Origin of the sequence: Kibdelosporangium phytohabitans, assembly GCF_001302585.1 — a bacterium.
GTDB classification, from domain to species: domain Bacteria; phylum Actinomycetota; class Actinomycetes; order Mycobacteriales; family Pseudonocardiaceae; genus Kibdelosporangium; species Kibdelosporangium phytohabitans.
This window is the reverse complement of sequence record NZ_CP012752.1, coordinates 7,235,067-7,259,906: the sequence shown is the minus strand read 5'-3', so window position 1 is coordinate 7,259,906 and position 24,840 is coordinate 7,235,067. Positions and strand designations below refer to the sequence as shown.

The window sequence follows — 24,840 nt, the reverse complement described above, 5'->3', positions numbered from 1 at the left end:
GAGGGTGATTTTAGTGACTTCAACTTGCCGTTGATGCGTCAACTTTCTGCCACTTGGCCGAAGGCTTCCGCCAGCCACCACGATCCGCCGTCCGAGGCGATCCGGGCGTCGACGACCAGCGGCCGGTCCCTCGGGCCGGCCAGCCACGCCGTGACCCCGGCGAGGTCGTCGCCGGTGCGCACGGTCACCGCCGAACAGCCGAAACCCTCCGCGATCCGGGCGATCCCCGGGTCGGGGAAGGTCACAGTGGACAGATCCGCGTCCGGCCCGAAGTGGTGGATCTCGGCGCCGTACGCGCTGTCGTTGTAGACGACGACCACCAGTGGCAGGCGCAGCCGCACGGCCGTCTCCAGGTCGGCGATGCCCATCATGAACCCGCCGTCGCCGACCGCCGCGACCGGTAGCCTGTCCGGCTGGGCCAGTGCCGCGCCGATCGCGGTGAACAGGCCGAGCCCGATGGACTGGAACGCCTGGGTGAAGCAGAACCCGAACTCGTCCGGCACGGACAGGTACCCGCTCGGGTAGCCCATGAAGTTGCCGGAGTCCACCGCGACGACCCGGGCACGCGGCAGCAGGTCGTCCAGCCGGGCGCTGAGTTCCCGGGGGTCGATGTGCGTGCCGGTGGACAGGTCGGGCGTGGGCCAGCCTGGTCCGGCGGCGATCCGTGCTTCGACGGACGGCGTCCGGTAGCCCTCGCGCGCGGTCACCAGTGCGGTGACGTCCGCCGCCGTCTGGCCCGCGTCGCCGTGGACGGCCAGGTCGACGGGCCGGTGCGCGGTCCCGCCGATGTCGACGTGGGCGACTTTGCCGGAGATCAGCTTGCCGCGCCGGGTCGTCCACTTGGTGAACGCGCAACCCCAGCCGACGACGAGGTCCGCGTCCGTGATCAGGTCGACCGCCAGGGGAGAGGCGAACCCGCCGGAGATCCCCAGCGCCCACGGGTCATCGTTGAACAAGCCGTGCGCGACTGCGGTCGTGGTCAGCAACGCACCGGTTTTCCTTGCCAGCTCCCGGATTTGCGGTGCGGCACCGCGGGCGCCGCGTCCGGCGAGGAAAACCGGGCGGGACGCCTCGCCGATCATGGCGGCCAGCGCTTCGGCCGACTCGTGGTTCGGCCGTACCGGCAGCGGCGGCTCGACGGCACCGACCGGCGTCTGCGTGGCCTCGGCATCCTGGACGTCCAGCGGCAGGTTGAGCACCACGGTCCGCCGTTCGTGCACGGCCGTCCGATACGCCCGAATGGTGTCCGCGACGGCTGTTTCCGCGCTGTGCACCCGTTCCGAGGTGGCACCGAGCGCGGTGACAGCGGCGTCCTGGTCGATGCGGAAGTTGGCCAGCACAGCCGAGCCCGGGGTGTCCGCGGTGAGCACGATCATCGGCGTGCGGCTCTTGGCCGCCTCGGCGATCCCGGTCATCGCGTTCGTCAGGCCGCAACCCTGGTGCACCGACACCAGCGCGACCCGGCCGCTCATCCTGCTGTACGCGTCCGCCATGGTCGCCGCGCCCGCTTCGTGACGGGTGGCGACGAACGGCACACCGTACGCGCGCAACGCGTTCGTGACGGTGAAATTGCCGCTGCCGATGACTCCGAACGCCTGCGCCACACCGAGTTCGGCGAGTGTCCGGCCGACGGCCTCGGATACCTTCACCGCTCGACCAATGCGAGCACCCGTGCCGGGCTGCCCGAACCGCCGACGATCGGCAACGGCGACACCAGCAACACCGCCCCGGTCGCCGGAAGCGCGTCCAAGTTGCGCAACTGCGTCAATCCGTGCTTGCCGGCACCCAGCAGGTAGTTGTGACAAGGGAAAGGCGGCTCGAAACTGTGCGCGGCCCCTGCGTCTGTGCCGACAGTCTCGACTCCGACACCGGTCAGCGCGGTTTCCTCCGCGAGCCACCGCGCGCACTCCGCCGACATGCCGGGGCTGTGCGACTCGTTGAGGAAGCTCGCCGAGTCGTCCGACCGCGCCGACCAGCCGCTGCGGACGAGCAGCCAGCCGCCGTCGGGCAGTGCGCCGTGCTCGGCTTCCCAGTTCTTGACGTCGTCGATCTGCAACAGGAAATCGGGATCGTCGCCGACCCCGGCCGACACGTCGATGACCACGGCCGGCGCGACGAGGGTCTTCAACGGCACCTCGGACACGTCGTGGCCGTCCTTGCCCGACACCCAGTGCACGGGGACGTCGAGGTGGGTTCCGGTGTGCTCGCCGGTGTGGATGTTGTTCCAGTACCAGGCCGGGCCCCTGTCGTCGTACCGGCTGATCTCCTCGAGCCGGAACGGGATCGTGTTCGAGAACGGCTCGGGCAACTGGAGGATGGGCGTGCCGGAGGTCAGTGGCGCGGTGAGGTCGACGATCTCGATTCCGCCGTCGCCGATCGCGCTGCGTAGTTGATCAAGCAGACCCATCGTCGTTCCCTTCGTCGGTGCGCAGCCGGGAGTGCACATGCGCGTCGTGCAGGCCGTCCACGTGCAGCATCGCTGCGCGCAGCGTCCCTTCGGGTACGTAGCCCGCGGTGGTCGCGACACGGCACGAGGCCATGTTCTCGGTCGAGTGCTTCAAGAACAACCTGTGGAAGCCGACGGCGTCGAAGCACCACCTCGTCATCGGCTCCACCGCGCGGGCAGCCAGCCCGGCCCCGCGCGCCTCGGGTAACACCCAGTACGACAGCTCGGCGGCGCCCTGTTCCAGGTCGATGTTGCGCAACCCGATCTGCCCGACGGCACGGTCGTTGTGCGTGATCGCCCAGCTCGTCCTGATCTCGTCCTGCCATTGCCTGGTCCAACCGGCGATCCACTCCCACGCTTCCTCGTCGGAGTCCATCCGGCGGGGATGCCAGCGCTGGATCCGGGGGCAGTCGAAGGCAGCCCGTACAGCGGGCACGTCCTGTGCCCGCCACGTCCGCAAGGCGAGTTGGTCGTCGATCGCGAGCACCGGCTGTCGCAGCGCGTTCAGCGTGCCCTTGGGCAGGACAGCCGTGAAGAGTACGGGCATTCTTCATGATCGCATAGCTACCGGGCCGGCCCGGGTCTCCCGCTCAGCCGTCTTCGGGAGTCGCTCCCTCCGGTCGTGCACATGCGCAACCGGGGGGGGAGTTGACACACCGTAGCTGTGAACGTATGTTCATGAACAGGCGTTCATAGAAATGGGGGGTGTGATGACGGTCGTGAACACCGCGCAGTCGGAGGCGTGGAACGGGTACGAAGGGCGGCACTGGGCGTCGCACGACGCCCGGTACGACGCGATGAACGGCGGTTTCAACCCGTTCGTCCTCGGCGTGATCGAGCCTGCGGACCGGGTGCTGGACATCGGGTGCGGCAACGGACAGCTCACGAGGTTGGCCGCGCGGGCGGGTAGATCGGCGACAGGCGTCGATCTGTCCGGGCCGATGCTCGCGACCGCCAGGGCTCGTGCGGCCGACGTGCCGAACGTGGGATTCGTGCAGGGCGACGCGCAGGTGCATCCGTTCGAGACCGCTGCGTACGACATCGCGATCAGCCGGTTCGGGATCACTTTCTTCGCAGATCCGATCGCCGCGTTCAGCAACATCCGCCGTGCGCTCGCACCTGGTGGCCGGTTGGCTTTCCTGTGCATGACGGCGTTGCGGGGGACCGATCTGGGCGCGGTGTTCGACACCATGGTCGACTACCTGCCGTGGCCGACGGGTGACGACGGCACAGGGCCCACTGCTTTCGCCGATCCCGAGCGGACCGAGTCCGTGCTGACCGCCGCTGGTTACACGGATTTCGCCTGTACCAAGGTGGAAGCCGACCAGGTCTGGGGCAGCGACGTCGCCGACGCGGCCGAGTTCATCAGCGACTGGGGACCGGTGCGGTACCACATGGGCCTCGCCGGTCCGGACAACGCGGCGCAGGCGCGGCAGGCCCTGACCGAGGTGCTGCAGCGGTTCGTGACGCCCAGCGCTGTGGCCCTGCGCGGGCAGGCCTGGCTCGTTCAGGCGAACGCCTGATGCCGCCACGCAGAACGTTCGAGGACGGCCGCAACTTCCGTGAGCACCTGATCACGACCGCCGCCGCGATGATCGCCGAGCACGGTACCGCCGGGTTGACCGTGCGGGCGATCGCCAAACAGGCACGCGTCGCGGACGGCTTGCTGTACAACCATTTCACCGACAAGGAAGAGTTGCTCGCCGAGGCGTTGCGCGAACACGTGCGTACGGTCGAGAACGGGCTGGGCACGCTGCCCGAACCGGGAACCGGCACGATCGAGCGCAACCTGGCGGCGCAGCTCACCTACGGTCTCGCCCTGCACAAGGCGATCCTTCCCGCGTTCGCCGGGCTGATCGGCCAGCCCGCCGTCCTCGAACGCCTGTCGCAGAACGAAGAGGACAGTTGGCGGGACCGGCTGGCCGGGTACCTCGAGGCGGAGCAGCGACAAGGGCGGCTGCGGCCGGACGCGGACACCGGTGCGGCGACAGCGCTGATCGTCGGGATCTGCCACGAGACCGTGCTGTCAAGCCTGTTGCCGCACACGCCGGCAACCCGCGCGGCCTCTGTGGACGCGATCGTGGCGACGGTACTGAGCGGCATCGCGTGATCAGGCCGCGCGTCAAGATTCAGGCCATCGACCTGGCGAACCTCGATCATCCACCGGGGCCGCTTGTCCAGAGGACACATGTCGTGTCGCATGGCACTAGAGGATCATCCACCGATTCGGCCGATTCGGTGGATGATCCTCCATGGGTGTGTTCTCGGTCTACCTGCCACCGGTGACGGCGAGCCACTCGGCGTAGAACAGGCCGAGACCGATCAGGCAGCAGACACCGCCGAGGATCCAGAACCGGATGCTCACGCTGGTCTCGGCCCACCCACCCAGCTCGAAGTGGTGGTGGAACGGCGCCATACGGAACAAGCGGCGTCGCGTCGTGCGGAACACGGCGATCTGCAGAACGACCGACAGCATCTCCACCACGTACAACCCGCCGAGGACAACCATCAGCAGTTCGGTATGGGTGGTGATGGACAGGCCTGCGACCAGCCCACCGAGCGCGAGCGAACCCGTGTCACCCATGATGATCTTCGCCGGCGCGGCGTTCCACCACAGGAAGCCGACACACGCACCCGTCGCCGCGGCCGCCACCACCGCGAGATCAAAGGGATCACGGACGTCATAGCACCCGGCGGTCGCCGTCGGCACCGCGCAGCTGTAGCGGAACTGCCAGAAACATATCAGTACGTAGCTGGCCAGAACCATGGCGGCGGTGCCGCCCGCGAGACCGTCGAGGCCGTCGGTGAAGTTGACCGCGTTGGACCAGCACGCGACCACGACGTAGCAGACAACCACGAACCCGATGACACCGAACGACACCTCGGTGATGTCCCTGATGAACGACAGGTTCACCGATGCCGGGGTGAGGCCGCGCTCGTCCGGGAAACCCAGCACCAGCACAGCGAACGAGATCGTCGCGGCGAACTGCCCGACCAGCTTGGCGGTCTTGTTCAGGCCCAGGTTGCGCCGCAGACGGACCTTGATGAAATCGTCAATGAACCCGACGACACCCAGTGCGCTGGTCAGCACAAGCACGAGCACTGCCGACGCGGTGGGGCCGTCGCCGCTTACCGCGAGGTGGACCGTCAGATAGCCCACCCAGGTGGCCGCCAGGATCGCCGTGCCGCCCATGGTCGCGGCGTGCCGCGTTTGCTCTTGTGCCCCTGCGGCCCTTCCTCACGGATCTCCTGGCCGAATCCCTGGCGGCTGAACACTTTGACCAGGTACGGCGTAAGCAGGATCGACACCAGCAATGCCGTGCTCGCCGCGACTAAGATGCTGATCACGGCGCCTTTTCCTCCCAGTTGGGTGCTTTTCCCTGTCTGGAGGACGTTCAGGGCCGTGATCGGTTGTGCGGGCTCAAGTATTGCCGTCCGCACCATGCCTTGACTGTGGCGCGCTGTGCTTGCGGATGCTGTCTTCAGCGGGTCCTTTTCGCCTGCAGGTGTGTTCACCGATGCCAGTGCTTGGCGAACGAACAATCCTCAGCGAGTACGTTCGCACCCGTTTCATGGTCGACGTGCTGCGCGCGGAGGTTGCCCAGGGGTACGGCACGTCGTCCTGCTGGGGTGGGAGTGGACTCGCTGGCGTAACGGATGCGCGGGGCGTCGCGCTGGATGGCGGCCCAGCACCGGGAAAGGCGCCTGGTGTTCGTCTACTGCTGGTGGGAACTGGTCGACAGCGAATCGGACGAGCCGTTCGCGCGGACCTCGTCGGCGGAGCGCGGGCCGTTCGCTGCGGACCTCACCCGGCAGAGTGCGGGCCGTGGCGGTTCGGGATCCCACGCGGCCAGGCCGCGGAATTCCCTGCCGCGCACGGTCTCGCGGCCGACGAGGAGCTGGCCGTCGCCGCGGCCGTACCGGACGCGCCCGGACGGGTCGGTCACAGGTCCGGCCCGCTCCTCCGACGGTTTCCTGCGCGCCTGTCCGGCTGCCGGCCGCATCAGCGGCGCGACGACTTGATCCGCTTCTGACCGCTCCAGCCGATCGAAGCGATCAGCAGCCCCAGCACACCGACCGCGATACCCGCGACCGGCTGCCACTCCAGCGCCCACCGCATCAGCGCCCAGTTGCCGCCCCACACCTGGGTGACCAGGGCCGAGCCGAAGCCCTGCACCATCCCGATGATGCCGATGACCTCGAAGGCGATGAACAGTCCCATGTGGATTCCTCCCCGGTTGGATCTTTCCTGTGAGCTGACGCTAACACCGCCGACCCCTGGGAAAGCCGATTGTCGTACCAAGGGATGACCCGGAATCGTCCATCGGCTGATATCAGGGTCGACCAGGGGATCTACCGGAGGTGCCGACCGCGGTGATCATGGTCCGATAGCCGCTCCGCGACAATCATGGGGGATGGATGACTCTTCTCCGGCAAGCACTCGCAGTGTCCACAGTGGCCTTGGCTGCCACGGTCACCGTGCCGCTGAGCGCACAGGCGGCGACTCTGGAATGGGGCGAGTGCGAGATACCCGCTGTTGAGGGGGTGCAGTGCGCACGGTTGAAGGTACCGGCGGACTGGGCCACCGGCCGCGGCGAATTCGAACTGCCACTGGCTCGCAGGACCGCACCGGCAGGCCAGCGGCTCGGCACGATCGTCTACCTGCCGGGCGGGCCGGGTGACTCCGGCGTCAACCAGTTGCGCGGCGGCAACAAGGTGACCACCGCCGTGGCCGCCCGGTTCGACGTGGTGACGCTGGACCCCAGGAGCAACGCGGTGCGGTGCGACCCGGCGCTCGCGTCCGCGCCGCCGGACGTCAACCCCGACACCGGTGCGCGGCTGGCGAACGTCGTCGAGTACAGCCGGAAACTGGCGGCGACCTGCCGCCAGGGAACCGGTGACGTGCTGGATCACCTCGACAGCAGGGATGTGGCCAAGGACGTGGAGGCGATCCGCGTCGCGGTCGGGGCGAAACAGGTGTCGCTGTACAGCAGGTCCTACGGCACCCTGGCGGCCCAAGCGTACGCCGAGATGTACCCGCACCGGGTCAGGGCGGTGGTGCTGGACAGCGTTTTCGACCACAGCCTGTCCGGCTCGCAGCTCCTGGAGTCCTCCACGCGCGGCGTGGAGGACTCGTTCGAAGCGTTCACCGCGTGGTGCGCGGGCGCAGCGGAATGCGCGCTGCACGGCAAGGATGCCGGCGCTGTGTTCGACGACCTCTACCGGCAGGCCGAGAAAGGAGAACTGACCGAACCGAGCGAACCGGGCACGCGGATCAGCCCGACCGAGCTGTCCTGGCTGACCATGCGGGGCTGGTTGTACCGCCCGGACTGGCCGGGCCTCGCGGACCGGCTGGCCCGGCTCGCCAGGATCCTCCCGGCAGGCACCGCCCCACCGAAACCGTCCGCGACCTCGGTGTTCCCGATGGCAGCGTTCTGCGCGGACCATCGGTTGACCTTCCGCGACCAGCGCGACTGGGAGCGGCAGTGGGCCAAGCTGAAGACAGTGGCGCCGCACATGCGGGCCCACATGGTGTGGCAGGTCGCGTCGGTGTGCGCGGGCTGGCCGCTTCCGGTGACCAATCCGCAGACCGCAGCCCGCGTGCGGGTACCCGCGTTGCTGCTCAACAACCGGCACGACCCGGCCACCAGCTGGGAATGGGCGGCGCACGTGAACAGGATGATCCCGCGCAGCGTCCTGCTCACACGCGAAAGCGCAGGGCACGGCGTGTACTTCAGCGCCCACAACGCGTGCGCAGATCAGGCAACGGACAGGTATTTCATGCAGCTGGAACTACCGGCGCCTGGCACGAGCTGCCCATAGGCCCAACCCGGTCAGCACGACCAACGCGATGACCGCGGCCAAGGGCCCGATCTGGTCGACCAGCACGGCGAGCTGTGACTGCAGCGCTGCGGCGGCGTCTACGATCGGGTCCTTGGCCGGTTGGTCACCGTGGAACACCAGGAGCTCGTACACGCCGTAATACGCGACATACAGTCCGGCCAGCACCAGGATCACGCCGCCGATCCGCTGTACGTACGGCAATACGCGCCGCAGTCCAGTTGTGAACGCCGTACCGGCGAGCGCGACCGTCACTGCCAGCACGCCGACGACCAAGGCCATGCCCAGGCCGTAGACCAGATACGCGGCCACACCGGTCCACACCGACCCGGCACGGAAGGTCGCGCTGGTCACCGCGAGAAATGGGCCGATCGTGCAGGACAGGGAGACGACCGCGTAGCCGAGCCCGTACCCGAACATCGACGGCAGCCTGGCCGTCGGCGCTCCTTTGACCGTCCTGGGTAGCAGGCTGAACTGCCGTCCCGCCACCATCAGACCGCCGACGACCGCCATGCCCAGCCCGATGACCACCGTCACCGCGGGCGTGTAGGCCTGGATCGACGTGCCCAGCGGCGTGATGACAAGCCCGAAAACCCCGAAGACGACGAGAAACCCGAGTGCCATCAGCGCTGTCGCCGCGAGCGCGCGCAACCCCGAACCGGCCGAGACCAACGTCAGATACGCGGGCAGCATCGCGAACCCGCACGGGTTGACCGCGGCGAGCATGCCCGCGGCCAACGCGAACCCCAGGATCTCCACTACTTGACCGTCAGCTTGCCGACCCGGTCGTCCAGCGCGGTCTCAGTGAGCTGCTGCTTGACGATCTCCAGGCTGCCGTCGGCGTAGTAGAACGCGTACGCGGGCTGCTGGGTCACGCCGAACTTGGTCCAGACCGACGCGTTCACGTCGGCCAGGTGGGTGAACCCGCTGACGCCGTTGTCCGCGACGAAGTTCTTCATCGCGGGCACCTGATCCTGCGCGCCGACGCCGACGAAAGTGATTTTGCCCTCGTACTGCCTGGCCAAGGCGCCCAGGTGCGGCGCCTCACCTTGGCAACGCGGGCACCACGGCGTCCAGAACCAGATCACCGCGGGCTTGCCCGCCAGGCTCGTGCCGTCGAAGTCCTTGTCGTCCAAGGTCTTCGCAGTGAACTTCAGTGTGTCCGGGGTGTGGCCGCCGCCTTGCCGGGCGGGCGGCTCCGCGCTGGGCGGCGGTTCGGCGGCGCACCCGGCCAGCACCAGCAGGACTGCGAGGAGCAAGGCCTTCATGCCCATGATCCTGGCCTATCGGGCAACCCTATGGGGACGCCCGATGAGCGGCGGACATAGGCTGACGGCCATGTCGAAGAGCCACAAGGTGCGCGGGGGGCGCTGTGACGTGCGCTTCGGCATGGCCGAGCTGATCAGGGACCTCGACCGGCCGGACGGCTGGCTGCTGAGCGTCGACGGCGTCGCCCAGTCCTACGTCGACCTGGACGACCCGACCCACCTGGAGTTCGACTACGTCCGCCAGATCGGCGACGTGATCGACCTGCTGCCCGCCGGGCCGCTGACGACTGTGCACATCGGCGGCGGCGCGTGCACGCTGCCCCGCTACATCGCGGCGACCAGGCCAGGATCGCGGCAGCTCGTGCTGGACCCCGACGAGCAGCTGATCGAGTTCGTCAGGGAACGTCTCGACCTGCGCGGTGTCCCCGCGTTGCGGGTGCGGATCGCCGACGGGCGTGCAGGGATCGCCACCCGTGGCGACGACTCGGCCGACTTGATCGTGCTGGACGCGTTCGTGTCCGCGTCGATGCCGAGCGGGCTGGCGACTGCCGAGTTCGCACGCGAAGTCCGGCGGGTCCTGCGGCCTGGCGGCACGTACATCATGAACGTCTCCGACGGACCAGGCTTGCGGTTCGTGCGCCGGGTGATCGCCGCGGTGACCGACGTGTTCGAGGACGTCCTGATGGTCGGCGAACCAGGTGTACTGCGGGGGCGCCGGTTCGGGAACCTGGTCGTGGCCGCCGCGACCTCAGGACTGCCGACGGAAGAACTGGCATCCCGCGCCGCGTCCGCCGTATTCCCGTCCCGGCTGACCGCGGGGGAGAAGCTGCGCGAGTTCCACCGTGGCGCAAAACCGCTCACCGACGCCGATCAGGTCGCCGGGCCGACTCCACCCGAGACAGCTTTCACCTAGCTCGTACCGACGTCCGGTGTGCCGCTGCGCTAGGTCCACCGCTGGAACGATCACGCCCGGTGTACGCCGCTGTGGCCTTGCCGCTGAAACGCGGTCGTCGGCCGGTTTGGACAGCACTGCTGTCAGGACGTCGGCGTGTTGGGTCCTGAATCGAGGCAACCGGCATTCTGCCGACGTTGGAAACCCGGCTCCGATCCTCGGCCGGGCGACTGAAACTTCGGCACGCCACTAAGACTGGGGCAGGGAACCGATGGCGGCGCAGCCCATCACCGCTTCGGTCGCGGCATCGAACCCCAGGGGTTCCTCGATGATCTCGTCCCGGCACGCGGCGGTGAACGTCATTCCCAGGCCCAGCGCGGTGGTTACCAGATAGACCGTCTGGCTCAGGTGTCCGACATCGAGCAGCAGGACCCGGTACGAGCGCGCGATGTTGCTGTACTTCCACTGGTTGCGGCCGAACACGCTGGTGTAGAACAGCATCACACCGGCACCGGCGACCCACTCCTGGTCGCGCAGGCCTCGACCAGCTCGGCGTCGTCGAGCACGGGACCGATCAGTTCCAGCTCGTGGGCGGCGCCGTTGTAGTGGTACAGACCGGGTTCGACACCGGTTACGTTGCGCACGCACGCGTAGATCTCCGTCGGATGGCGACCGCCGCCAGACGGGGAGGTCTTGCGGGCGGTCTGGAACACCTCGCTCGTCTCGATTGGCCCGGCTGCGACCTGGAGGACGGCCGCCAGTTCCGTGACCGACACGGGAGCGTCACCGAACTCCCGGCAGCTGCGGCGCTTGTACAGGGCTTCCATGAGGTCGCGTCCTGTCCACGAGTCGGACCACTCCAGCAGCTCGATCCGCGGCACACCGGGGTATTCCTTGTACGAACTTGGCGGTGGTTCCGACGCGGCCTTCTCGTGCACGTCGGCTGCTTGCTGGTCGAGCGTCCGGAACTTCACACCCCGCGGAAACCTGGTCGAGAAGTGGAATGCCCGCGTCAACGGTCCCCAGCTGCCCCAGGACTCGAGAACGGCCGTTTCCCTGTCGTGCCGGGCAGAACCGTGCTCGACGAGGATGTTGTTCTTCAGGAACAGCTCGGCGATGACCTCGTAGCGGCTCTTGCCGGCGCCTGGATCCGTTGCGGCGGCACGGATCGACTCCAGCTCCCGCCAGTCGTGGCACCACCGCAGGACACGCTCGGCGCCGTCGGCCAGCGCGAACTGGCGATGGTCGAGATAGTCGTCCCACACGAGGTGCCCGTTGTTCCAGAAGAGCCCGCCGCACGCCGACAACCGGACTTTCATACCCACCGTTCCCGTCGAATCCTGAAACCAGAACAACGTTCCGATTGGTCTGCACTGCATATCGGACTATGTCCGCGGTAAATTCACAAGTGACGAAAAAGGGTGCAACGGGCAGGGATCAGCGGTCGGATCCTGTCACTCGATGTGTGCCCTATGTAAACAGTGGGTACTCGATTGGTACTGGCTAGTGCGACCTACTTAGGGGTGATAACGATGCGAGCACGTCGACTTGTGACGACCGTCGCAAGTGTCCCACTTGGACTGGCGCTCATGGTCGGTACGGCTGTCTTGGCGCCTCAGCAAGCGCACGCGGCGACCGCACCTTGTGCGGCGACCGCGAAAGCGTGTCTCGACCTGTCTGCCAACCAGGCTTGGCTGATGGACAACGGGAACGTCACCTACGGCCCTGTGCCTGTCACGCACGGCAAGGCTGGATGGGAGACGCCGCCTGGAACGTTCAAGGTCGACCGCAAGTACAGGCACTACCGCAGCAAGCAGTTCAACGCGCCGATGCCGTACTCGGTGTTCTTCAACGGCGGCATCGCGTTCCATCAGGGAAGCCTGAAGCAGAAGTCGCACGGGTGCGTGCATCTGTCCAACTCGGCCGCGTCAACGTTCTTCAACACCTTGAAGATCGGTGACCAGGTGCAGGTTGTGCCGTAACCGAACCTCTTCTGGCGATCACCGTGGTGGCCTCGTCCGAGGCGTGTCCGAACACGCCGGACGAGGCCGGTGCCGCGCTCGTCGCCTACTCCGGGCGAAAGTAGTTGGCTGGCGGGTGTGCTCGACCAACTCGACCAAGCATTCGTCAAGGCGTGCATCCCGGGCAAGAAGGACCAGGACGCCCATCGCAAAGCCAAAGGCTCCCAAGGCGGACGTCCACCCACGTTCGACCCATAGCTCTACCGGCTGCGCCACGCCGTCGAGAACGGCATCAACCGGCTTAAACGCCACGGTGCAGTCGCCACCCGCTACGCGAGACTAGCGGTCCGATTCCAGGCAGTCCCCACCATCGTCATCATCAGCGAGTGGCTCTGACCGACCTACCAAACACGCCTTAGCCGCGCAGATCCTCGAAGAATGCAGGGGGCCAGGCAGGCGTCTACTTCTCGCAGTACTCCGGTGCATTGACTGAGCAGGGCAGTTCGCCCCACTCCCTCAAGGAGTTCTCACCATGGCGCTGGCGTGCTGCCACGCGGACAATGGCACCTCGGTGGCGACATCGGCACGGTCCCGGGGCGTCGCGTACGCCCCGGGACCGGTAATCGCGGCTGATCTTCCTGGGAAGGCCGACGCGGTGGCGGATGCCTGCTGACGTGGCAAAGTCGGTCACGCGCCAACGAATGCGTCCGGGCGTTTGTCACCGGGACGCGGGTGATCCGTGCGATGAAGGTGCCAGGCAGTGGCTGCGCAAGTTCGCCGCGAACGAACCGGGGCGCTTCGCGAACAATATCGCGGCCCTCGACGCCGTGAACGACGGATAGTTGGCCGACAGGCTGATAGGGGTTCTGGGTGGTCCGAAAGATGACGGAGTGCTTCTCCGTGACTGGGCACGACTGCCCCTCGCCGTAGCGGGGGGCGCAGACTCCGTTGGTGTGCTTGGCTGTGCGGTTGTTCGAGCGTGGCGTCGGCACTGTAGGGAGCGCTACCAGGATCTGTCTGCCGTCGATGTCTGGCTCCGTCCCGTGCGACTGCCTCCGGCGGTCTCAGTGGCGAATGCCCTGCTAGTCAACAATTACGCGACAAGGGGTTCGCTCGGGTACTGGCTGGTTGACGACGAGCTGGCGCAGACGCTGATGGCGGTTGCTTTCGCGGTTCCAGTGTCGCGGCTTTCGTGCGACGGCACTGGTTTGGGGTCGCGTTCAGCGGGCTGATCGCCGAGTTGCACTGCTGTGCGTCACCACTAAGCGGTCTGGTGCGGGTCGGGTTGGTCACGCTCGCGGTCGGTGTCGTCGCTTGGCGTGTCAACGAGGTGATCTGGTGGGTGGGTCCGATGTGGATGGCGTCGCACGCTTACACTCCCCCTGACTTAGGCATGGCTTTCCTAATAGTGAGGTGGCGGTGGGCGGACGGCGGCGTGTGCCGGTGCTCGTCGGCGCGGTTGTCCTGGCGGTCCTCGCGGTTGCCGCCAGCCTCGCGGTCGGCAATCTCGGCATCCCGATCGGCGACGTGTGGCGGGCTTTGGCCAGCCCGGACGACTCCGCCAGCAGCCTCATAGTCCAGTCGCAGCGCATACCGCGCACGGTTCTCGGTGTGGCGGCTGGTGCCGCGCTCGCGGTCGCGGGTGTGCTGATGCAGTCGCTGACCCGCAACCCGCTCGCTGATCCGAGGATCATGGGCGTGAGCTCGGGGGCGTCACTGGGTGTCGTCGTCGCGATCACGCTGTTCGGTGTCGAGACGCTGCCCGGGTACGTGTGGTTCGGCATTCTGGGTGCGTTCGCGACCGGCATGCTCGTGTACACGCTCGCGGCGCGGACCCGCAGCGGATCGAGCCCTGTCACGCTGGCGCTGGTCGGAGCCGCCCTGGACGCCTCGTTCGGTGCGATCGTGGTCGCGGTGCTCACGCTGGATGCCCAGACGTTCGAGCAGTACCGGTTCTGGGTGATCGGTTCACTGGCCGGGCGGCCCGCCGACGTCACGTTCACCGTGCTGCCGTTCATCCTCGCCGGACTGGTGCTCGCGGTGATCTCGGCACGCGGCCTGGACGTGCTGGCGCTCGGCGAGGATGTCGCGGCCGGTCTCGGCAACCGGATCGCGGTCACCAGGTTCACCGCTGCCGCCGGATCCGTGCTGCTGACCGGTGCGGCGGTGGCCGCTGCCGGGCCGATCGGGTTCGTCGGGCTGGCCGTGCCGCACTTCGCGCGGGCACTGGTCGGCAGCGACCACCGGTGGCTGCTCGCGGTGAGCGTGCCGCTGGGCATCGCGTTCCTGCTCGGTGCGGACGTCGTCGGCCGCGTGATCCTGCTGCCGGACGAGGTACGGGCGGGCGTGATCACGGCGGTGCTCGGCGCGCCGATCCTGTTGTTCCTGGTTCGTCGGCCGCGGTTGGTGACGGCATGACCCGGCTGGTGGTGCGGCCCGCCCCGGCGGTGTCGTTCACGCTGCACAAACGTGGTGTCGTCACGGGCATCGGGTTGCTGGTCGCGCTGGCGCTCGCGGCGGTGGCCTCGCTGAGCATCGGGTCGACGTTCGTGGAGCCCGGCGACGTGCTGCGCGCCTTGTTCGACATCCCGACCTGGGCGGACCGGCTCGTCGAATCGCGCATCCCCCGGATCGTGCTGGCCATGGTGGTCGGTGCCGCGCTGGGCCTCGCGGGTGCGCTGCTGCAGGGCGTCAGCCGTAATCCGCTGGCCAGCCCGGACGTCATCGGTGTCTCGCAAGGTGCCGGGCTCGCCGCCAGCATCGTGATCGTGTCCGGGGCGCCGATCGCCGTACTGCCGCCGCTGGCGTTGCTCGGCGGACTCGGTGCCGCCGCGATCGTCCTGCTGTTCGGCTCGGTGCGCGGCAACCGCTTCGTGCTGGCCGGGATCGCGGTAGCGGTGGCGTTGCGTGCGCTGACCGAGATCGTGATCGTCGGCGCCGCACCGATCGATGGGCAACGTGCGCAGATCTGGATCGTCGGGACGCTCGCGGGCTGGGGGTACGACGAGGCGCTGGTCATCGCCGTCGTGATCGCGGTGCTCACGCCCGTGCTGTTGTGGGCAGGCCGGGCGTTGGACACCTCGGCCTTGTCCGATGACGTCGCCATGGCGATCGGTGTGCGGGTCGGGCCGCGACGGCTGGTGATGGCGCTGTCCGGCGTGGTCCTCGCTGCGTTCGCCATCTCGCAGGTCGGTGCGGTGGACTTCGTCGCGCTGGCCGCGCCGCAGATCGCCCGGCGGCTGGCCAAGGCCGAACGGCCGCCGCTGTTCTGTGCCGCGGTGACCGGCGCGTTGCTGACCGTCGCCGCCGACACCGCCGCGCGCACCCTGTTCGCGCCCAACCAGCTGCCCGTCGGCGTGATGACTGCCGCGTTCGGCGGCCTGTACCTGATCTGGCTACTGGTGCGCCGAAAGCGCTGAAGGAAAGGAACATCCATGCGGAGGATCGCGACGCTGCTCGCCGCCGCGCTCGTGCTGAGCGCGTGCGGGACGGGCACGACCCCACCCGGCGGGGCGCAGGCGCCCGCAACCGGCGAGACCCGCACGGTCAAACACGCCATGGGCGAGACCAAGGTGCCCGCGTCACCGAAGCGCGTCGTCGTGCTGGACACGGACAAATTGGACACGATGTTCAGCCTCGGCATGACGCCCGTCGGCGCCGCGCAGGCCTCGCAGAACACCAAGGTCCCGACCTACCTCGGGCAGGGATTCGCCTCGGTCAAGGCGGTCGGCACGACGCAGGAGCCGGACCTCGACGCGATCAGGGCGTTGCAGCCCGACCTGATCCTCGGCTCGAAGTTCCGCCAGGAGAAGTTCTACGACGAGCTGACCTCGATCGCGCCGACGGTCTGCACCGACAAGGTCGGGATCACCTGGAAGGAGAACTTCCTGCTCGACGCGGACGCGCTGGGCAAGAAGGCCGAGGCGCAGGGGCTGCTGGACAAGTACACGCAGCGCGCGTCGAGCCTGAAGAAGACCACGCAGAAAGTCTCGATTGTCCGGTTCATGCCGGACGAGATCCGTGTGTACGGACCCGAGTCGTTCTCCGGGATCGTGCTGAAGGACGCGGGCGTGCCGCGCACCGCCCGGCAGGAACTGGCCGACAAGTCCGACAAGCGGTTCGACAAGGTGTCGCCGGAACGCGTGCAGGAGGTCGACGGCGACGTCATCTTCGTGTCGGCCTACGGCGAGAAAGCCGCGCAGCGCCAAGCCGAGGTGACCGCCGGACCGTTGTGGGGCAAGCTGTCCGCCGTCGCCGCAGGCCGCACGTACGTGGTCGACGACGAGGTGTGGATGCTCGGCATCGGCGTGACCGCCGCCGGCAAGATCCTCGACGACCTGCAGAAACACCTGGCCTGACATGGAACGAGGGGCCGTGCGCGTGCGCACGGCCCCTCGTTGGTCCTGCTTAGAAAGCGGCGTCGCTCAGCACCACGTCGCTGCTCTGCTGCTGCGCAGTGCCCGCGTAGTTCCGCTCGACCCTGGACTTCTCACTGGCGTTCGGGTTGACGCTGGTGCAGCTCACACCACCGGTCGAACCGGACATCAGCGACGAGCACGGACCGGGCTTGACGTCCGGCAGGCCGAGGCTGTGGCCCATCTCGTGCGCCGCGATCCGGACCAGGTGGTAGCCCTGCTGGACGGCCTGGCGGCCGAACCAGATGGTGACCTGGCCGCCGGGGCGGACCGGGCCGAGGGTGGCGCGCGGCCAGCCGTTGTCGGCGACGATCCGGATGTTCGCGCGCTGGCCGGGCTGGGCCTTCACGATCCGGACGTTCTGCACGTTGGTGTTCCACACGTTGGCGCCGTCCGCGACCGCTTGCTTGAACTCCGCGGCCTGGCTGTCGTCATAGGTGAGTGTGGTGGCCAGCACCGCGGGCGCCGCCGCGGGGGCGGCAGTGGCAGTGGTGGCCGTGAGCGGCAGTACCAGCGCGGTACCGGCCACGACACCGATGAGTGTGCGTCGAAGCACGATTCACTCCTCTGGTTGCAAGCTTGCAGGGGTGGAGAGCAACCGCGGCGCCGGGGGTTCATGCCGACGCCATAGTTCGATGTTATGAGGCTGTTCGGCGCCAGCGGAACCCGCCGATAGTTCCCCGATATTCGGCAAGCACCAGGCAGGCCCCATCGTGCACGGCGCCGCACACGCCCCACGACAGGCCGATCCACCATGTGCCGGGTGCCGGGGGCCCGTCTCGAAACGTCATACAAGCCTTCTCGGCGGCCCGGCTTCCCGCTGGCCGGACAACACCAGCGACCTTCCGAGACGAGCCGCTAGTACGTGGCCGGGACGGGGCTGATGACGGTCATTCCGGAGTGGACTTCGCGGACGGCCGACGCCAGCTCTGAACCGGTCGAGTCCTTGAGCACGAACCCCGACGCACCAAGGCTCAACGCCGCGCGGATGTCGGTGTCGCGGCCGACGCCGGTCAGCATCAGCGCTTTCGTGGCCGGGCCGATCCCGCGCAACACGGCGAGCCCGTCCGTGCCCGGCATGTACAGATCCAGCAGCATGACGTCGATCGCGCTCAGGTCGAGCGCGAACACCTCGTCGCCGGACGCACACGTCGCGACCACCGTGATGTCCGACTGGGTATTCAGGACGAAGGCCAGTCCCTTCCGGACAGGAGCCTGATCGTCCACCACCGCCACCCGGATCATCGCAACACCCTAACCCACGGTACGGCGATGCGATTGCCATGTGCCGACTGTGTTTGGGCCAATGGGTCGACCATTTTGCTTGCGGCGGCGTGGCACCAAGTTTCGTTGGACCCTACTTTCCTTGATACGTCAGCAGTTCCCGGACAGTGACGAACCGGTACCCGTCCGCTTTCAGCCGGTCCGCGATCGGCCCGACCGCCTGCCGCGTCTGATCCCTGTTCTTGTACATGCCGTGCAGCAATATGATCGAGCCAGGGCGCGTGTGCGCCAGCGTGTGGTCGGCGATCCCGGCAGCGCTGGCGTCCACGTCCGGGTCGGTGTTCGGCTCGACGTCCCACATGATCGTCCTGCGGTTGTGCTCGGCCAGGTAGTGGGGCAACGCCAGCAGCTTCTTGCCGTTCGGCGGCCGGAACGTGATCTCGCCCTGGTGGCCCGCCGCCCTGATCAGCTCGTCGGTCCGTTCCACCTCCTCGGCCACGAAACCCGGCGTCACGAACACCATCCGCTCGTGGGAGTACGTGTGGTTGCCGACTTCGTGCCCGGCCGCCACGATCGCCCGTGCCAGCTCGGGGTGTTTCTCCATGTCCCGGCCGATCAGGTAGAACGTGGCAGGCACCTGGGCGCGGGCGAGGTCGCCGAGCAGCTGCTGGGCGCCCGCCGGGTCGGGGCCGTCGTCGAACGTCAGCGCCACCACCTTCGCCGACGTGTCCACCCGTTCGGTGAGGTCGCCGAAGAACTGGAACGACCTCGAGCTGGTCACTGCCTGCAAACCGAACACTCCGCCGGTCAGGACGAGCACCGTGACCAGACCGGCAATGGTCCACCGGCGGGCGCGGCGGGATGAGGGAAGTAATCGCACGCGCCCACCCTGGCAGTCCGCCGATCCGGCGCTCGGACCGGGATGATCACCAGGGGGTGATCACGGGGGAACGAGTTCGATCAGCGAGGTGGAGGGCATCGGCAACGTGAACACCACTTCGGCGTCGTCGTGCACGACCTGGTCCACGTCACCACGTTCCAGCTGGTCAGCGGCGCGCGACTCGGCCCACTGGGCGTCGGTCGGCCACGCCGAGCCGTCGCTGATGCCGTGCCAGACCGCCGCGATGTTCGAGCGTTCCTCGTCAACGCGGTGGTGGCGCACCACGTAGTCGCCGGTCAGCCCGGTGAACCGGATCCGCACTGTCCGGCTGAGCGAGTCGTGCCCGCCTGCCTTGGATCGGTCCAGCGTGCCGTTCCAGACAGCGACCGCGACCCTGCCGTCGTCGTCGCGGCCTGCCCACGCCTCGACCAGCGACCCGGCGCCGTCCCCCTGCCCGGACACGCGGATCTCCCGCTCGCCGAGGCGCTCCAGCATGGCCAGCGCCCAGAACCGCGGTGTGGCCAGGTCACCGACCGTACGCAGGCCGAAACCGCCGTGCAGCAAGGACCGCGGCGGCCCAGCTCCTCGAAGTGGTCCGACGCGACCCAGTACGCCAGCGCCTCCGCCTGGCCTGCTGCCGACCGCATGCCCCGCGCGAGGAACGCCGCCGACAGCACCGAATCGTTGACCGGGTTGAAGTGCCGGGGGACTCACACCCCACTCGGTCCACCAGATCGGCAGCCCCGCCCGGCCGTGCCTGGCCAGCTGCGGCCGGATGTCCAGCGGCGGGCTGCCGTACGTGTGCGTCGAGTCGAAGTCGACCGGGGCGTCCGGGTGGATCGTCGACAGCGTCTCATCGATCTGGCCCGCCGCCGACGCCGGGCCGCCGACCGGCAGCGCCGGGTCGACGTCCTCGACGGCCTTTCGCGGTCACCTTTCGTACAGCCGCCAGAACTCCACCGGTGTGCCGCTCCAGAACACGTCCAGATTGGCTTCGTTCCAGACCTCGAAGTTCCAGGTCCGCACTTCGCCTGCGCCGTAGTGGTCGACGAGGTGCGTGACGAAGGCCCTGATCAGATCCGTCCACCGGTTCCAGTCCTTCGGCGGGGACACGATCGCGCCGTACTCGAACACCGTCGTGTCCGGGGCGGACGCGAGATCCCGCGGCCTGAAGGACAGTTCGACGACCGGCCGCAGATCCAGCGCCAGCAGCCGGACGTACACCCGGTCGACGCCGGTGAAGTCGTACACCGGTGACCCGTCGACCTCCCGGTAGACACCCAGCTCGTCGCACAGGATCCCGTGTGCCCGCACAGCGCGGACGCCGAACTGGTCACGCGCGGCGGCCAACGCGGACGCCAGCTCCGCACCGATCGGACGGCCACCGGTGGTGTCCGTGCTCAACAGGTGCGACAGGTGTTCCGCACCGATCATCGGCCGCCACGGCCGCGGCAACACCCCCGCGACCTCGTCCGCGGCGACCGTGAAGTCCACTTCGGCCGGTCCGGTTGTGTTCGCGGCACAGGAAACCGGGCTGGAGTACGGTCCCGGCGAGTCGGCAGCGCCGAGCGCGGCGACCGCGTACCAGTACTGGCGCCCGGGTCGCCGGTCGTGTCGCGGTACGGGGAATGCGGGACGGCCAAGACGTCCATGCCGAGGTGGTCGACCGGTTCGAACGGGCCGTCGGCGCTGTCTGCGCGGTACACCTGATACCCGCAGGCACCGTCGACCGGATCCCAGGCGATGGTCACCTGTGCTCGCCCGTCGGTCGCGGTCACGTTCGCGGGTGGGTCGAAGTGCGTGCCCGTGCGCCGGCCGGGGCGCACGAGCTGAGCCTGGTCGAATGTCTCGCGCGCTCACTCCTTCCCCTCCCGGAAGCCGAACTCCTCGATCGCCAGCAACGGCCGGACCTCGCGGTCGGCCTCACCGCGGGTGAACGCGGTGCGCAGCAGACCGTGGCGCAGCGAGTTGCCGATCGCGCCGAGGACCATCACCCGGTCGAGCGCGAGGTACCGGTCGGCGACCTTGCCGCTGCGCACGGCGACCGAATCCTTGAACCGCCCGCGCCGTACACGCCCGGAAAGTCCCGGCGCAGCTTGGCCAAGTTGGCCAGCGCCGCGTCCTTGGCGTACGGCAACGCGAGGAAAACCGCGTGCGGTGTCACGACGCCGTCGCCCCCTGCACCGGTGCGGGGCCGGGCGGCAGTCGCCGAAGCCGTAGTCCAGCGTGGTGCCTTCGACGTCCGAGGGATAGCCGCCTGGATCCATCCCCAGCGGCGGGGCGCCGTACGCCGCGTAGCCGCCGAACGGGTTGCTGGCCGGCGAGAATCCCCAATAGCCGTACTTGGCCTCAACCAGGCCGTGCTCGATCTGGCCCTGCACCGTCACCGGGTGGTTCCGGCCCCAGCTGCGCGGCCCCCGCGCTCCTCGAGCACGAACAGCGCGGGCATCAGCGCCTCGAACATGCTGCCGCCCCACCTCGGCACGAACCGCTTGCCGCCAGCGATCGACCAGGTCGTTGAACGACAAGCCTAGTCGTGGGCCTGTTCCGCGGTCAGCGACACCAGCCGCGGCCGTCGCAAGCCAGGTGGATCTTGGTGGTTACTCCGCCCCAAGACCGGCCGACGGCGTGACCATCCGGTGTGGCCCGTCCACCGCGCGATCCGTTCGCCCCTGTGTGCGCGGCGCTGGAATCCACCGGTATGGCTGAGCATCAAGCCAGACCAGCCAGCTAGCACTTCAGCGCGGTGGTCAGGCGTTCGGTGGCGTTGGACGGCAGTTTCCCGTCGTCGCTGAGCGTTTCGTTCACCACTGCGCGGAAGATCTCGGCGAACCGGACGTAGCAGCGGGAGACCGGGCGCGTTTTCGCTTTGTTGATCGCGTCCCGCAGTACTCCCGCGTACGGCCGCTGGCGCCGGACCTCGGCATCCTCGTAGACGATGTCACGGGTGGCGGCGAAGCCGCCGCGTTCGAACAGGATCTGCTGGCTGCGGGGGCTGGTGAGGAACTCGATCAGCGCGCGTGCCGCCTTCGGCCGTTCGGACTTGCTGGACACGGCCAGGTTCTGCCCGCCGAGCACGCTGGGGCCGGGCAGCAGCACGACTTTGAAGAACGCCGCCTGGTTCGCGTCGTCCGAGGTCCGGCTGTCCAGGTTGCGGTACGCCACCGGCCAGTTGCGCATGAACGCCACCTTGCCCTCGGCGAAGGCGTTCATGCTGGAGGTCTCGTCCTGACTCCGTGCTTCCTGCATGATCACACGCGGGTTCGCGCCCGGGCGCAGGCCGTCGGCCAGCCTGGACAACCCGGCCCGTGCCTTCTGCGAGTCGATCACGACGTTCCCGTCCTCGTCGACCACCTCGCCGCCCTCGTCCCAGATCGCTTCGAAAGCGTTGACGGCGAGGCCTTCGTAGTCCGCCAGTTGCGCGGTGTATCCGGCCACGAGATTGCTGTCGTGCGGCCCGCTCATCAGGCGCCGGGTCTCGTCGACGATGTCCTTCCACGTGGACGGCGCCTTCACGCCCGGATGGCGGTAGTACAGCAGGCCCGCGTCGGTGTTGAACGGCAGGGCCCACAGTTTGCCCTCGTACCAACACGTAAGCAGTGGGTTCTGCATGAAACCGGATGTGTCCACTGCGGACTTGTCCAGTTCGGCGATGTACTCCCGGTCGGCGAACTCCGCGGTCCAGGCCGCGTCCAGGTTGTAGATGTCGGGCGTGGGTGCGGAACCCTGTGCCCGCGCGACCATCTCGCTGTACTGGTCGTCTGCGCCGAGCGGGAGTTCGTCGACGCGTGCGGGGTTGTCCGGGTGCGTCTTGTTCCACTGGTTGACCAGTTCCTGGCGTTGCCCGCCGTTGCTCTGGTCCTTGCCGGAGATGATGATCAGCGGCCCTTTCTCCAGCTCCACCGCGTCGGGCTCCCACGGCCGCAGCACGGCCGCGACCAACGCGGCGACCAGCAAACCGGCCACCGCGCCCAATCCGAACGACCACCACTTCACGTTCATCGACCTCCCCATTCACACCGAACGCAGCAGCTCGGTCAGATCCGCCTGCAGCGTGTCCACGCCCGCCTGGCGGCACGAACCGCCGCTCGTGCTCGTCACGTCGATCAACACCCGAGCGCCGCAGCTGGCCTCCCCGAACGCCAGCACCAGCACCCGCGCACCAGCCTGGTCGGCCAGTTGCCGCGGGGACACGTCGTTGACGTTGTTGTTGCCGTCGGTCAGCAGGACCAGCACACCGCCAGGTCCCGCGGCCTGGGCGCCCTCGAGAATCGCCCGGTGCTGCGGGGTGTTGCCCGCCGGTTGGACCTGGCCGATCGAACCGGCGTCGACCGGCCGCACACCCATCGTCGCCGAGAAGACGTTCAAGGACACCTGAGCCTGTTTGGCCAGCTTGTCGTGCGCGGCGAGAATCGCCTTCACCGCGAGGCTGTAGCGGGTCGCGCCACCGGCGCGTTGCCGCATCGAACCCGACGCGTCCAACGAGATCACCACGCGGCCGGTCTTGCGGACCTCGTCGCGAATCCCGGTCAACTGCTCGGTGACCCCAGGCCCGGGACTGGCCGGCCCGGTGATGTGGTTCGGCGGCCCGCCGGGCACGACACCGTTGGCCATCGACACCGGATCCTGCAGCGGCGTTCCAGGTGGCGGCCGAAGCCGTTGCAGCACAGCCGCATTGGCGCCTGCCGCGCTGGTCAGCCACGTCCGGAAGGCAACGGCGGCATCGCGCTGCGCGGCGCTCTGCGGCGCCTCCGACCAGGACAGCAGGGCCAACGGCCGGTCGAAGCTGTACGTGTCCGACGGGTAGACCGCCCGCATGCACTCCGGCGGTCCATTCTGGACATCGCAGCCCCTGCCGCTGGCGCGGCGCACGGACTGGTTGTACCGGATCAGGTCCGGCTCCGCGAGCACGAGCGCGGCGCCTGCCGGACCGAGCTCCTGTTGCCTGCGCAGCAACGCGTCGACGTCCGCGCCCGACGGGTACTGGCCCGACTTGGCCGTGCTGTCCACCCACGCCTCGAACGCCCGCGCCCACGACGGGTCCTGGCGCAACTGGACCCGGCCGTCCTCGCTGCCGTAGATCGCCACCGTCGCCAGTTCGCCTGCGGTGGACGTGCCCGGTCGCACCATGCCGATTCCGGCTGCCCGCAGCTTGCCGACCAGTGCCCGCCACGTCTGGCCCTGCCACTGCTCGTCGGTCGGCTCGATCCCGGCACGGGCGGGCACCGCCAGCACGATCGGAGACGACCCGAGTGACGCGGTCACCTCCATGGCCGCGCCGAAACTGGTCATCTCCTTGCGGCTCTTGACCGCTTCCACCTGCCTCCCGTTCTCGGGCAACCAGATGTCCGGCCGCGGCCCTTCGCGCAGGTAGTCCGCGTGCCACCCGGTGCCGAGGCCTGCCATCGCCCGCGGCGCGGGCATCGCGAAGACGTGGACCTCCGCTGTGCGGCACGAACCGTCGCGTTCGGCTTCGGCCTGCTCGAACGCGGCCGCCAGATCGCGGTACGGCGTCAGCAGATCGGGAGTGGTCAGCACGCGGACCTGGGTCGGCGGACCGCAATCGCCGGGCCAGATCACCGGAATGATCGGAACGAAGGTGTACGCCGCGCCGCAGGTGAGCGTGCCGACGACCGTGACCGCGACGATCCGGTTGTACGGCAGGCCGTGGAAGAACGCCTTGATCCACCCGGCGAGCCACTCGGCGAGCCCGGCGCCGACCACGGCCAGGATCAGCGCCCCGAAGACGAAGACGATCCAACCGACGACGCCTTCCGGCGGGTCGGTCACGATTCCGACGGCTATCGTCGCGGTGGCGATGAGCACGACGACGATCACCTTGGTGCGGTCTGGTCCCTTCGTTGGAACTTGACCGTTCATCGTGACAGAGTCACCTCCCCGGCGAGCCACCCT

General features: G+C 68.3%; 25 protein-coding genes and 1 pseudogene. 8 read left to right on the top strand and 18 right to left on the bottom strand.

Translation table 11 applies throughout. The features are described 5' to 3' along the window. Positions 1-38: 38 nt before the first annotated feature. The 3 genes from AOZ06_RS32660 to AOZ06_RS32650 are packed head-to-tail and all read right to left on the bottom strand — an operon-like array spanning position 39 to position 2,993. On the bottom strand, positions 39-1,649 hold the full coding sequence (locus tag AOZ06_RS32660) for a thiamine pyrophosphate-binding protein (RefSeq protein ID WP_054292908.1): 1,611 nt from the start codon (positions 1,647-1,649) through the stop codon (positions 39-41). Further along, positions 1,646-2,407 (bottom strand): cyclase family protein, encoded by a 762-nt coding sequence (locus AOZ06_RS32655; protein WP_054292907.1) that lies wholly within the window; start codon positions 2,405-2,407, stop codon positions 1,646-1,648. The genes AOZ06_RS32660 and AOZ06_RS32655 overlap by 4 nt, the downstream gene beginning before the upstream one ends. Further along, on the bottom strand, positions 2,394-2,993 hold the full coding sequence (locus AOZ06_RS32650; protein ID WP_054292906.1) for a GNAT family N-acetyltransferase: 600 nt from the start codon (positions 2,991-2,993) through the stop codon (positions 2,394-2,396). The genes AOZ06_RS32655 and AOZ06_RS32650 overlap by 14 nt, the downstream gene beginning before the upstream one ends. A 163-nt stretch (positions 2,994-3,156) precedes the next feature. Between AOZ06_RS32650 and AOZ06_RS32645 the strand changes: the two genes are divergently transcribed. Further along, positions 3,157-3,969: a class I SAM-dependent methyltransferase gene (locus AOZ06_RS32645; RefSeq protein ID WP_054297079.1), complete on the top strand. Its 813-nt coding sequence runs from the start codon at positions 3,157-3,159 to the stop codon at positions 3,967-3,969. Further along, on the top strand, positions 3,969-4,556 hold the full coding sequence (locus AOZ06_RS32640) for a TetR/AcrR family transcriptional regulator (protein WP_054292905.1): 588 nt from the start codon (positions 3,969-3,971) through the stop codon (positions 4,554-4,556). The genes AOZ06_RS32645 and AOZ06_RS32640 overlap by 1 nt, the downstream gene beginning before the upstream one ends. A gap of 159 nt (positions 4,557-4,715) precedes the next feature. On the opposite strand, the pseudogene mraY reads toward AOZ06_RS32640, so the two are convergent. The 3 genes and pseudogenes from mraY to AOZ06_RS32625 form a co-directional block, all read right to left on the bottom strand. Further along, positions 4,716-5,794: pseudogene (gene mraY, locus AOZ06_RS32635) on the bottom strand (phospho-N-acetylmuramoyl-pentapeptide-transferase). A gap of 368 nt (positions 5,795-6,162) precedes the next feature. Then, positions 6,163-6,393 (bottom strand): hypothetical protein, encoded by a 231-nt coding sequence (locus AOZ06_RS32630; protein ID WP_157233386.1) that lies wholly within the window; start codon positions 6,391-6,393, stop codon positions 6,163-6,165. A 56-nt stretch (positions 6,394-6,449) separates the two neighbouring features. Continuing rightward, a complete protein-coding gene (locus AOZ06_RS32625; RefSeq protein WP_054292903.1) occupies positions 6,450-6,668 on the bottom strand; it encodes a hypothetical protein in 219 nt (72 codons plus the stop codon). A 197-nt stretch (positions 6,669-6,865) separates the two neighbouring features. Here AOZ06_RS32625 and AOZ06_RS32620 point away from each other — a divergent pair, with 197 nt between their 5' ends. Continuing rightward, positions 6,866-8,269, top strand: coding sequence for an alpha/beta fold hydrolase (locus AOZ06_RS32620; RefSeq protein WP_063810154.1), 1,404 nt, complete (start codon positions 6,866-6,868; stop codon positions 8,267-8,269). On the opposite strand, the gene AOZ06_RS32615 is transcribed toward AOZ06_RS32620, so the two are convergent. Together AOZ06_RS32615 and AOZ06_RS32610 are read right to left on the bottom strand one after the other, a co-directional pair. After that, a complete protein-coding gene (locus AOZ06_RS32615; protein WP_236951811.1) occupies positions 8,240-9,046 on the bottom strand; it encodes a cytochrome c biogenesis CcdA family protein in 807 nt (268 codons plus the stop codon). The two genes, AOZ06_RS32620 and AOZ06_RS32615, sit on opposite strands and share 30 nt — an antisense overlap. Then, positions 9,046-9,555, bottom strand: a complete 510-nt coding sequence (locus tag AOZ06_RS32610; protein WP_063810473.1) for a redoxin domain-containing protein — start codon at positions 9,553-9,555, stop codon at positions 9,046-9,048. Before AOZ06_RS32610 ends, AOZ06_RS32615 begins: the two co-directional genes overlap by 1 nt. Positions 9,556-9,625: 70 nt before the next feature. Here AOZ06_RS32610 and AOZ06_RS32605 point away from each other — a divergent pair, with 70 nt between their 5' ends. Further along, positions 9,626-10,468, top strand: a complete 843-nt coding sequence (locus AOZ06_RS32605) for a spermidine synthase (protein WP_157233385.1) — start codon at positions 9,626-9,628, stop codon at positions 10,466-10,468. A 228-nt stretch (positions 10,469-10,696) separates the two neighbouring features. On the opposite strand, the gene AOZ06_RS61155 is transcribed toward AOZ06_RS32605, so the two are convergent. Together AOZ06_RS61155 and AOZ06_RS61150 are read right to left on the bottom strand one after the other, a co-directional pair. Continuing rightward, complete coding sequence (locus AOZ06_RS61155; protein WP_417999907.1) at positions 10,697-10,948, bottom strand: nitroreductase family protein; 252 nt, start codon at positions 10,946-10,948, stop codon at positions 10,697-10,699. Beyond that, positions 10,948-11,766, bottom strand: a complete 819-nt coding sequence (locus AOZ06_RS61150) for a nitroreductase family protein (RefSeq protein WP_250637096.1) — start codon at positions 11,764-11,766, stop codon at positions 10,948-10,950. Before AOZ06_RS61150 ends, AOZ06_RS61155 begins: the two co-directional genes overlap by 1 nt. 213 nt (positions 11,767-11,979) lie before the next feature. Here AOZ06_RS61150 and AOZ06_RS32595 point away from each other — a divergent pair, with 213 nt between their 5' ends. From AOZ06_RS32595 to AOZ06_RS32580, 4 genes are all read left to right on the top strand, one after another. Next, positions 11,980-12,429: a L,D-transpeptidase gene (locus tag AOZ06_RS32595; protein ID WP_054292901.1), complete on the top strand. Its 450-nt coding sequence runs from the start codon at positions 11,980-11,982 to the stop codon at positions 12,427-12,429. Positions 12,430-13,827: 1,398 nt separating this feature from the next. Next, positions 13,828-14,826: a FecCD family ABC transporter permease gene (locus tag AOZ06_RS32590; RefSeq protein ID WP_083472087.1), complete on the top strand. Its 999-nt coding sequence runs from the start codon at positions 13,828-13,830 to the stop codon at positions 14,824-14,826. Continuing rightward, a complete protein-coding gene (locus AOZ06_RS32585; RefSeq protein WP_054292899.1) occupies positions 14,823-15,827 on the top strand; it encodes a FecCD family ABC transporter permease in 1,005 nt (334 codons plus the stop codon). Before AOZ06_RS32590 ends, AOZ06_RS32585 begins: the two co-directional genes overlap by 4 nt. 15 nt (positions 15,828-15,842) lie before the next feature. Then, the gene (locus AOZ06_RS32580) at positions 15,843-16,766 is read left to right on the top strand and encodes an ABC transporter substrate-binding protein (protein WP_054292898.1); all 924 of its coding nucleotides are present in this window, start codon (positions 15,843-15,845) and stop codon (positions 16,764-16,766) included. A 49-nt stretch (positions 16,767-16,815) separates the two neighbouring features. Here AOZ06_RS32580 and AOZ06_RS32575 read toward each other — a convergent pair whose 3' ends face one another. The 8 genes from AOZ06_RS32575 to AOZ06_RS32540 form a co-directional block, all read right to left on the bottom strand. Then, positions 16,816-17,379, bottom strand: coding sequence for a snapalysin family zinc-dependent metalloprotease (locus AOZ06_RS32575; RefSeq protein WP_054292897.1), 564 nt, complete (start codon positions 17,377-17,379; stop codon positions 16,816-16,818). Positions 17,380-17,681: 302 nt separating this feature from the next. Beyond that, entirely contained in the window at positions 17,682-18,068 is a 387-nt protein-coding gene (locus AOZ06_RS32570; RefSeq protein WP_054292896.1) for a response regulator, read from the bottom strand. 112 nt (positions 18,069-18,180) lie between these two features. Then, positions 18,181-18,927: a polysaccharide deacetylase family protein gene (locus AOZ06_RS32565; protein ID WP_083472086.1), complete on the bottom strand. Its 747-nt coding sequence runs from the start codon at positions 18,925-18,927 to the stop codon at positions 18,181-18,183. Between the two features lie 60 nt (positions 18,928-18,987). Beyond that, positions 18,988-19,491 carry a GH39 family glycosyl hydrolase gene (locus AOZ06_RS58040; protein WP_054292895.1) on the bottom strand — a complete coding sequence of 168 codons (504 nt, stop codon included), beginning with the start codon at positions 19,489-19,491 and terminating at the stop codon, positions 18,988-18,990. Positions 19,492-19,857: 366 nt separating this feature from the next. Beyond that, the gene (locus tag AOZ06_RS32555; RefSeq protein WP_054292894.1) at positions 19,858-20,421 is read right to left on the bottom strand and encodes a GH39 family glycosyl hydrolase; all 564 of its coding nucleotides are present in this window, start codon (positions 20,419-20,421) and stop codon (positions 19,858-19,860) included. 362 nt (positions 20,422-20,783) lie between these two features. Continuing rightward, complete coding sequence (locus AOZ06_RS59175; RefSeq protein ID WP_054292893.1) at positions 20,784-21,314, bottom strand: hypothetical protein; 531 nt, start codon at positions 21,312-21,314, stop codon at positions 20,784-20,786. 343 nt (positions 21,315-21,657) lie between these two features. Next, on the bottom strand, positions 21,658-22,929 hold the full coding sequence (locus tag AOZ06_RS32545; RefSeq protein WP_157233380.1) for an extracellular solute-binding protein: 1,272 nt from the start codon (positions 22,927-22,929) through the stop codon (positions 21,658-21,660). A 12-nt stretch (positions 22,930-22,941) separates the two neighbouring features. Next, the gene (locus AOZ06_RS32540) at positions 22,942-24,807 is read right to left on the bottom strand and encodes a vWA domain-containing protein (protein WP_054292891.1); all 1,866 of its coding nucleotides are present in this window, start codon (positions 24,805-24,807) and stop codon (positions 22,942-22,944) included. Positions 24,808-24,840 lie beyond the last annotated feature (33 nt).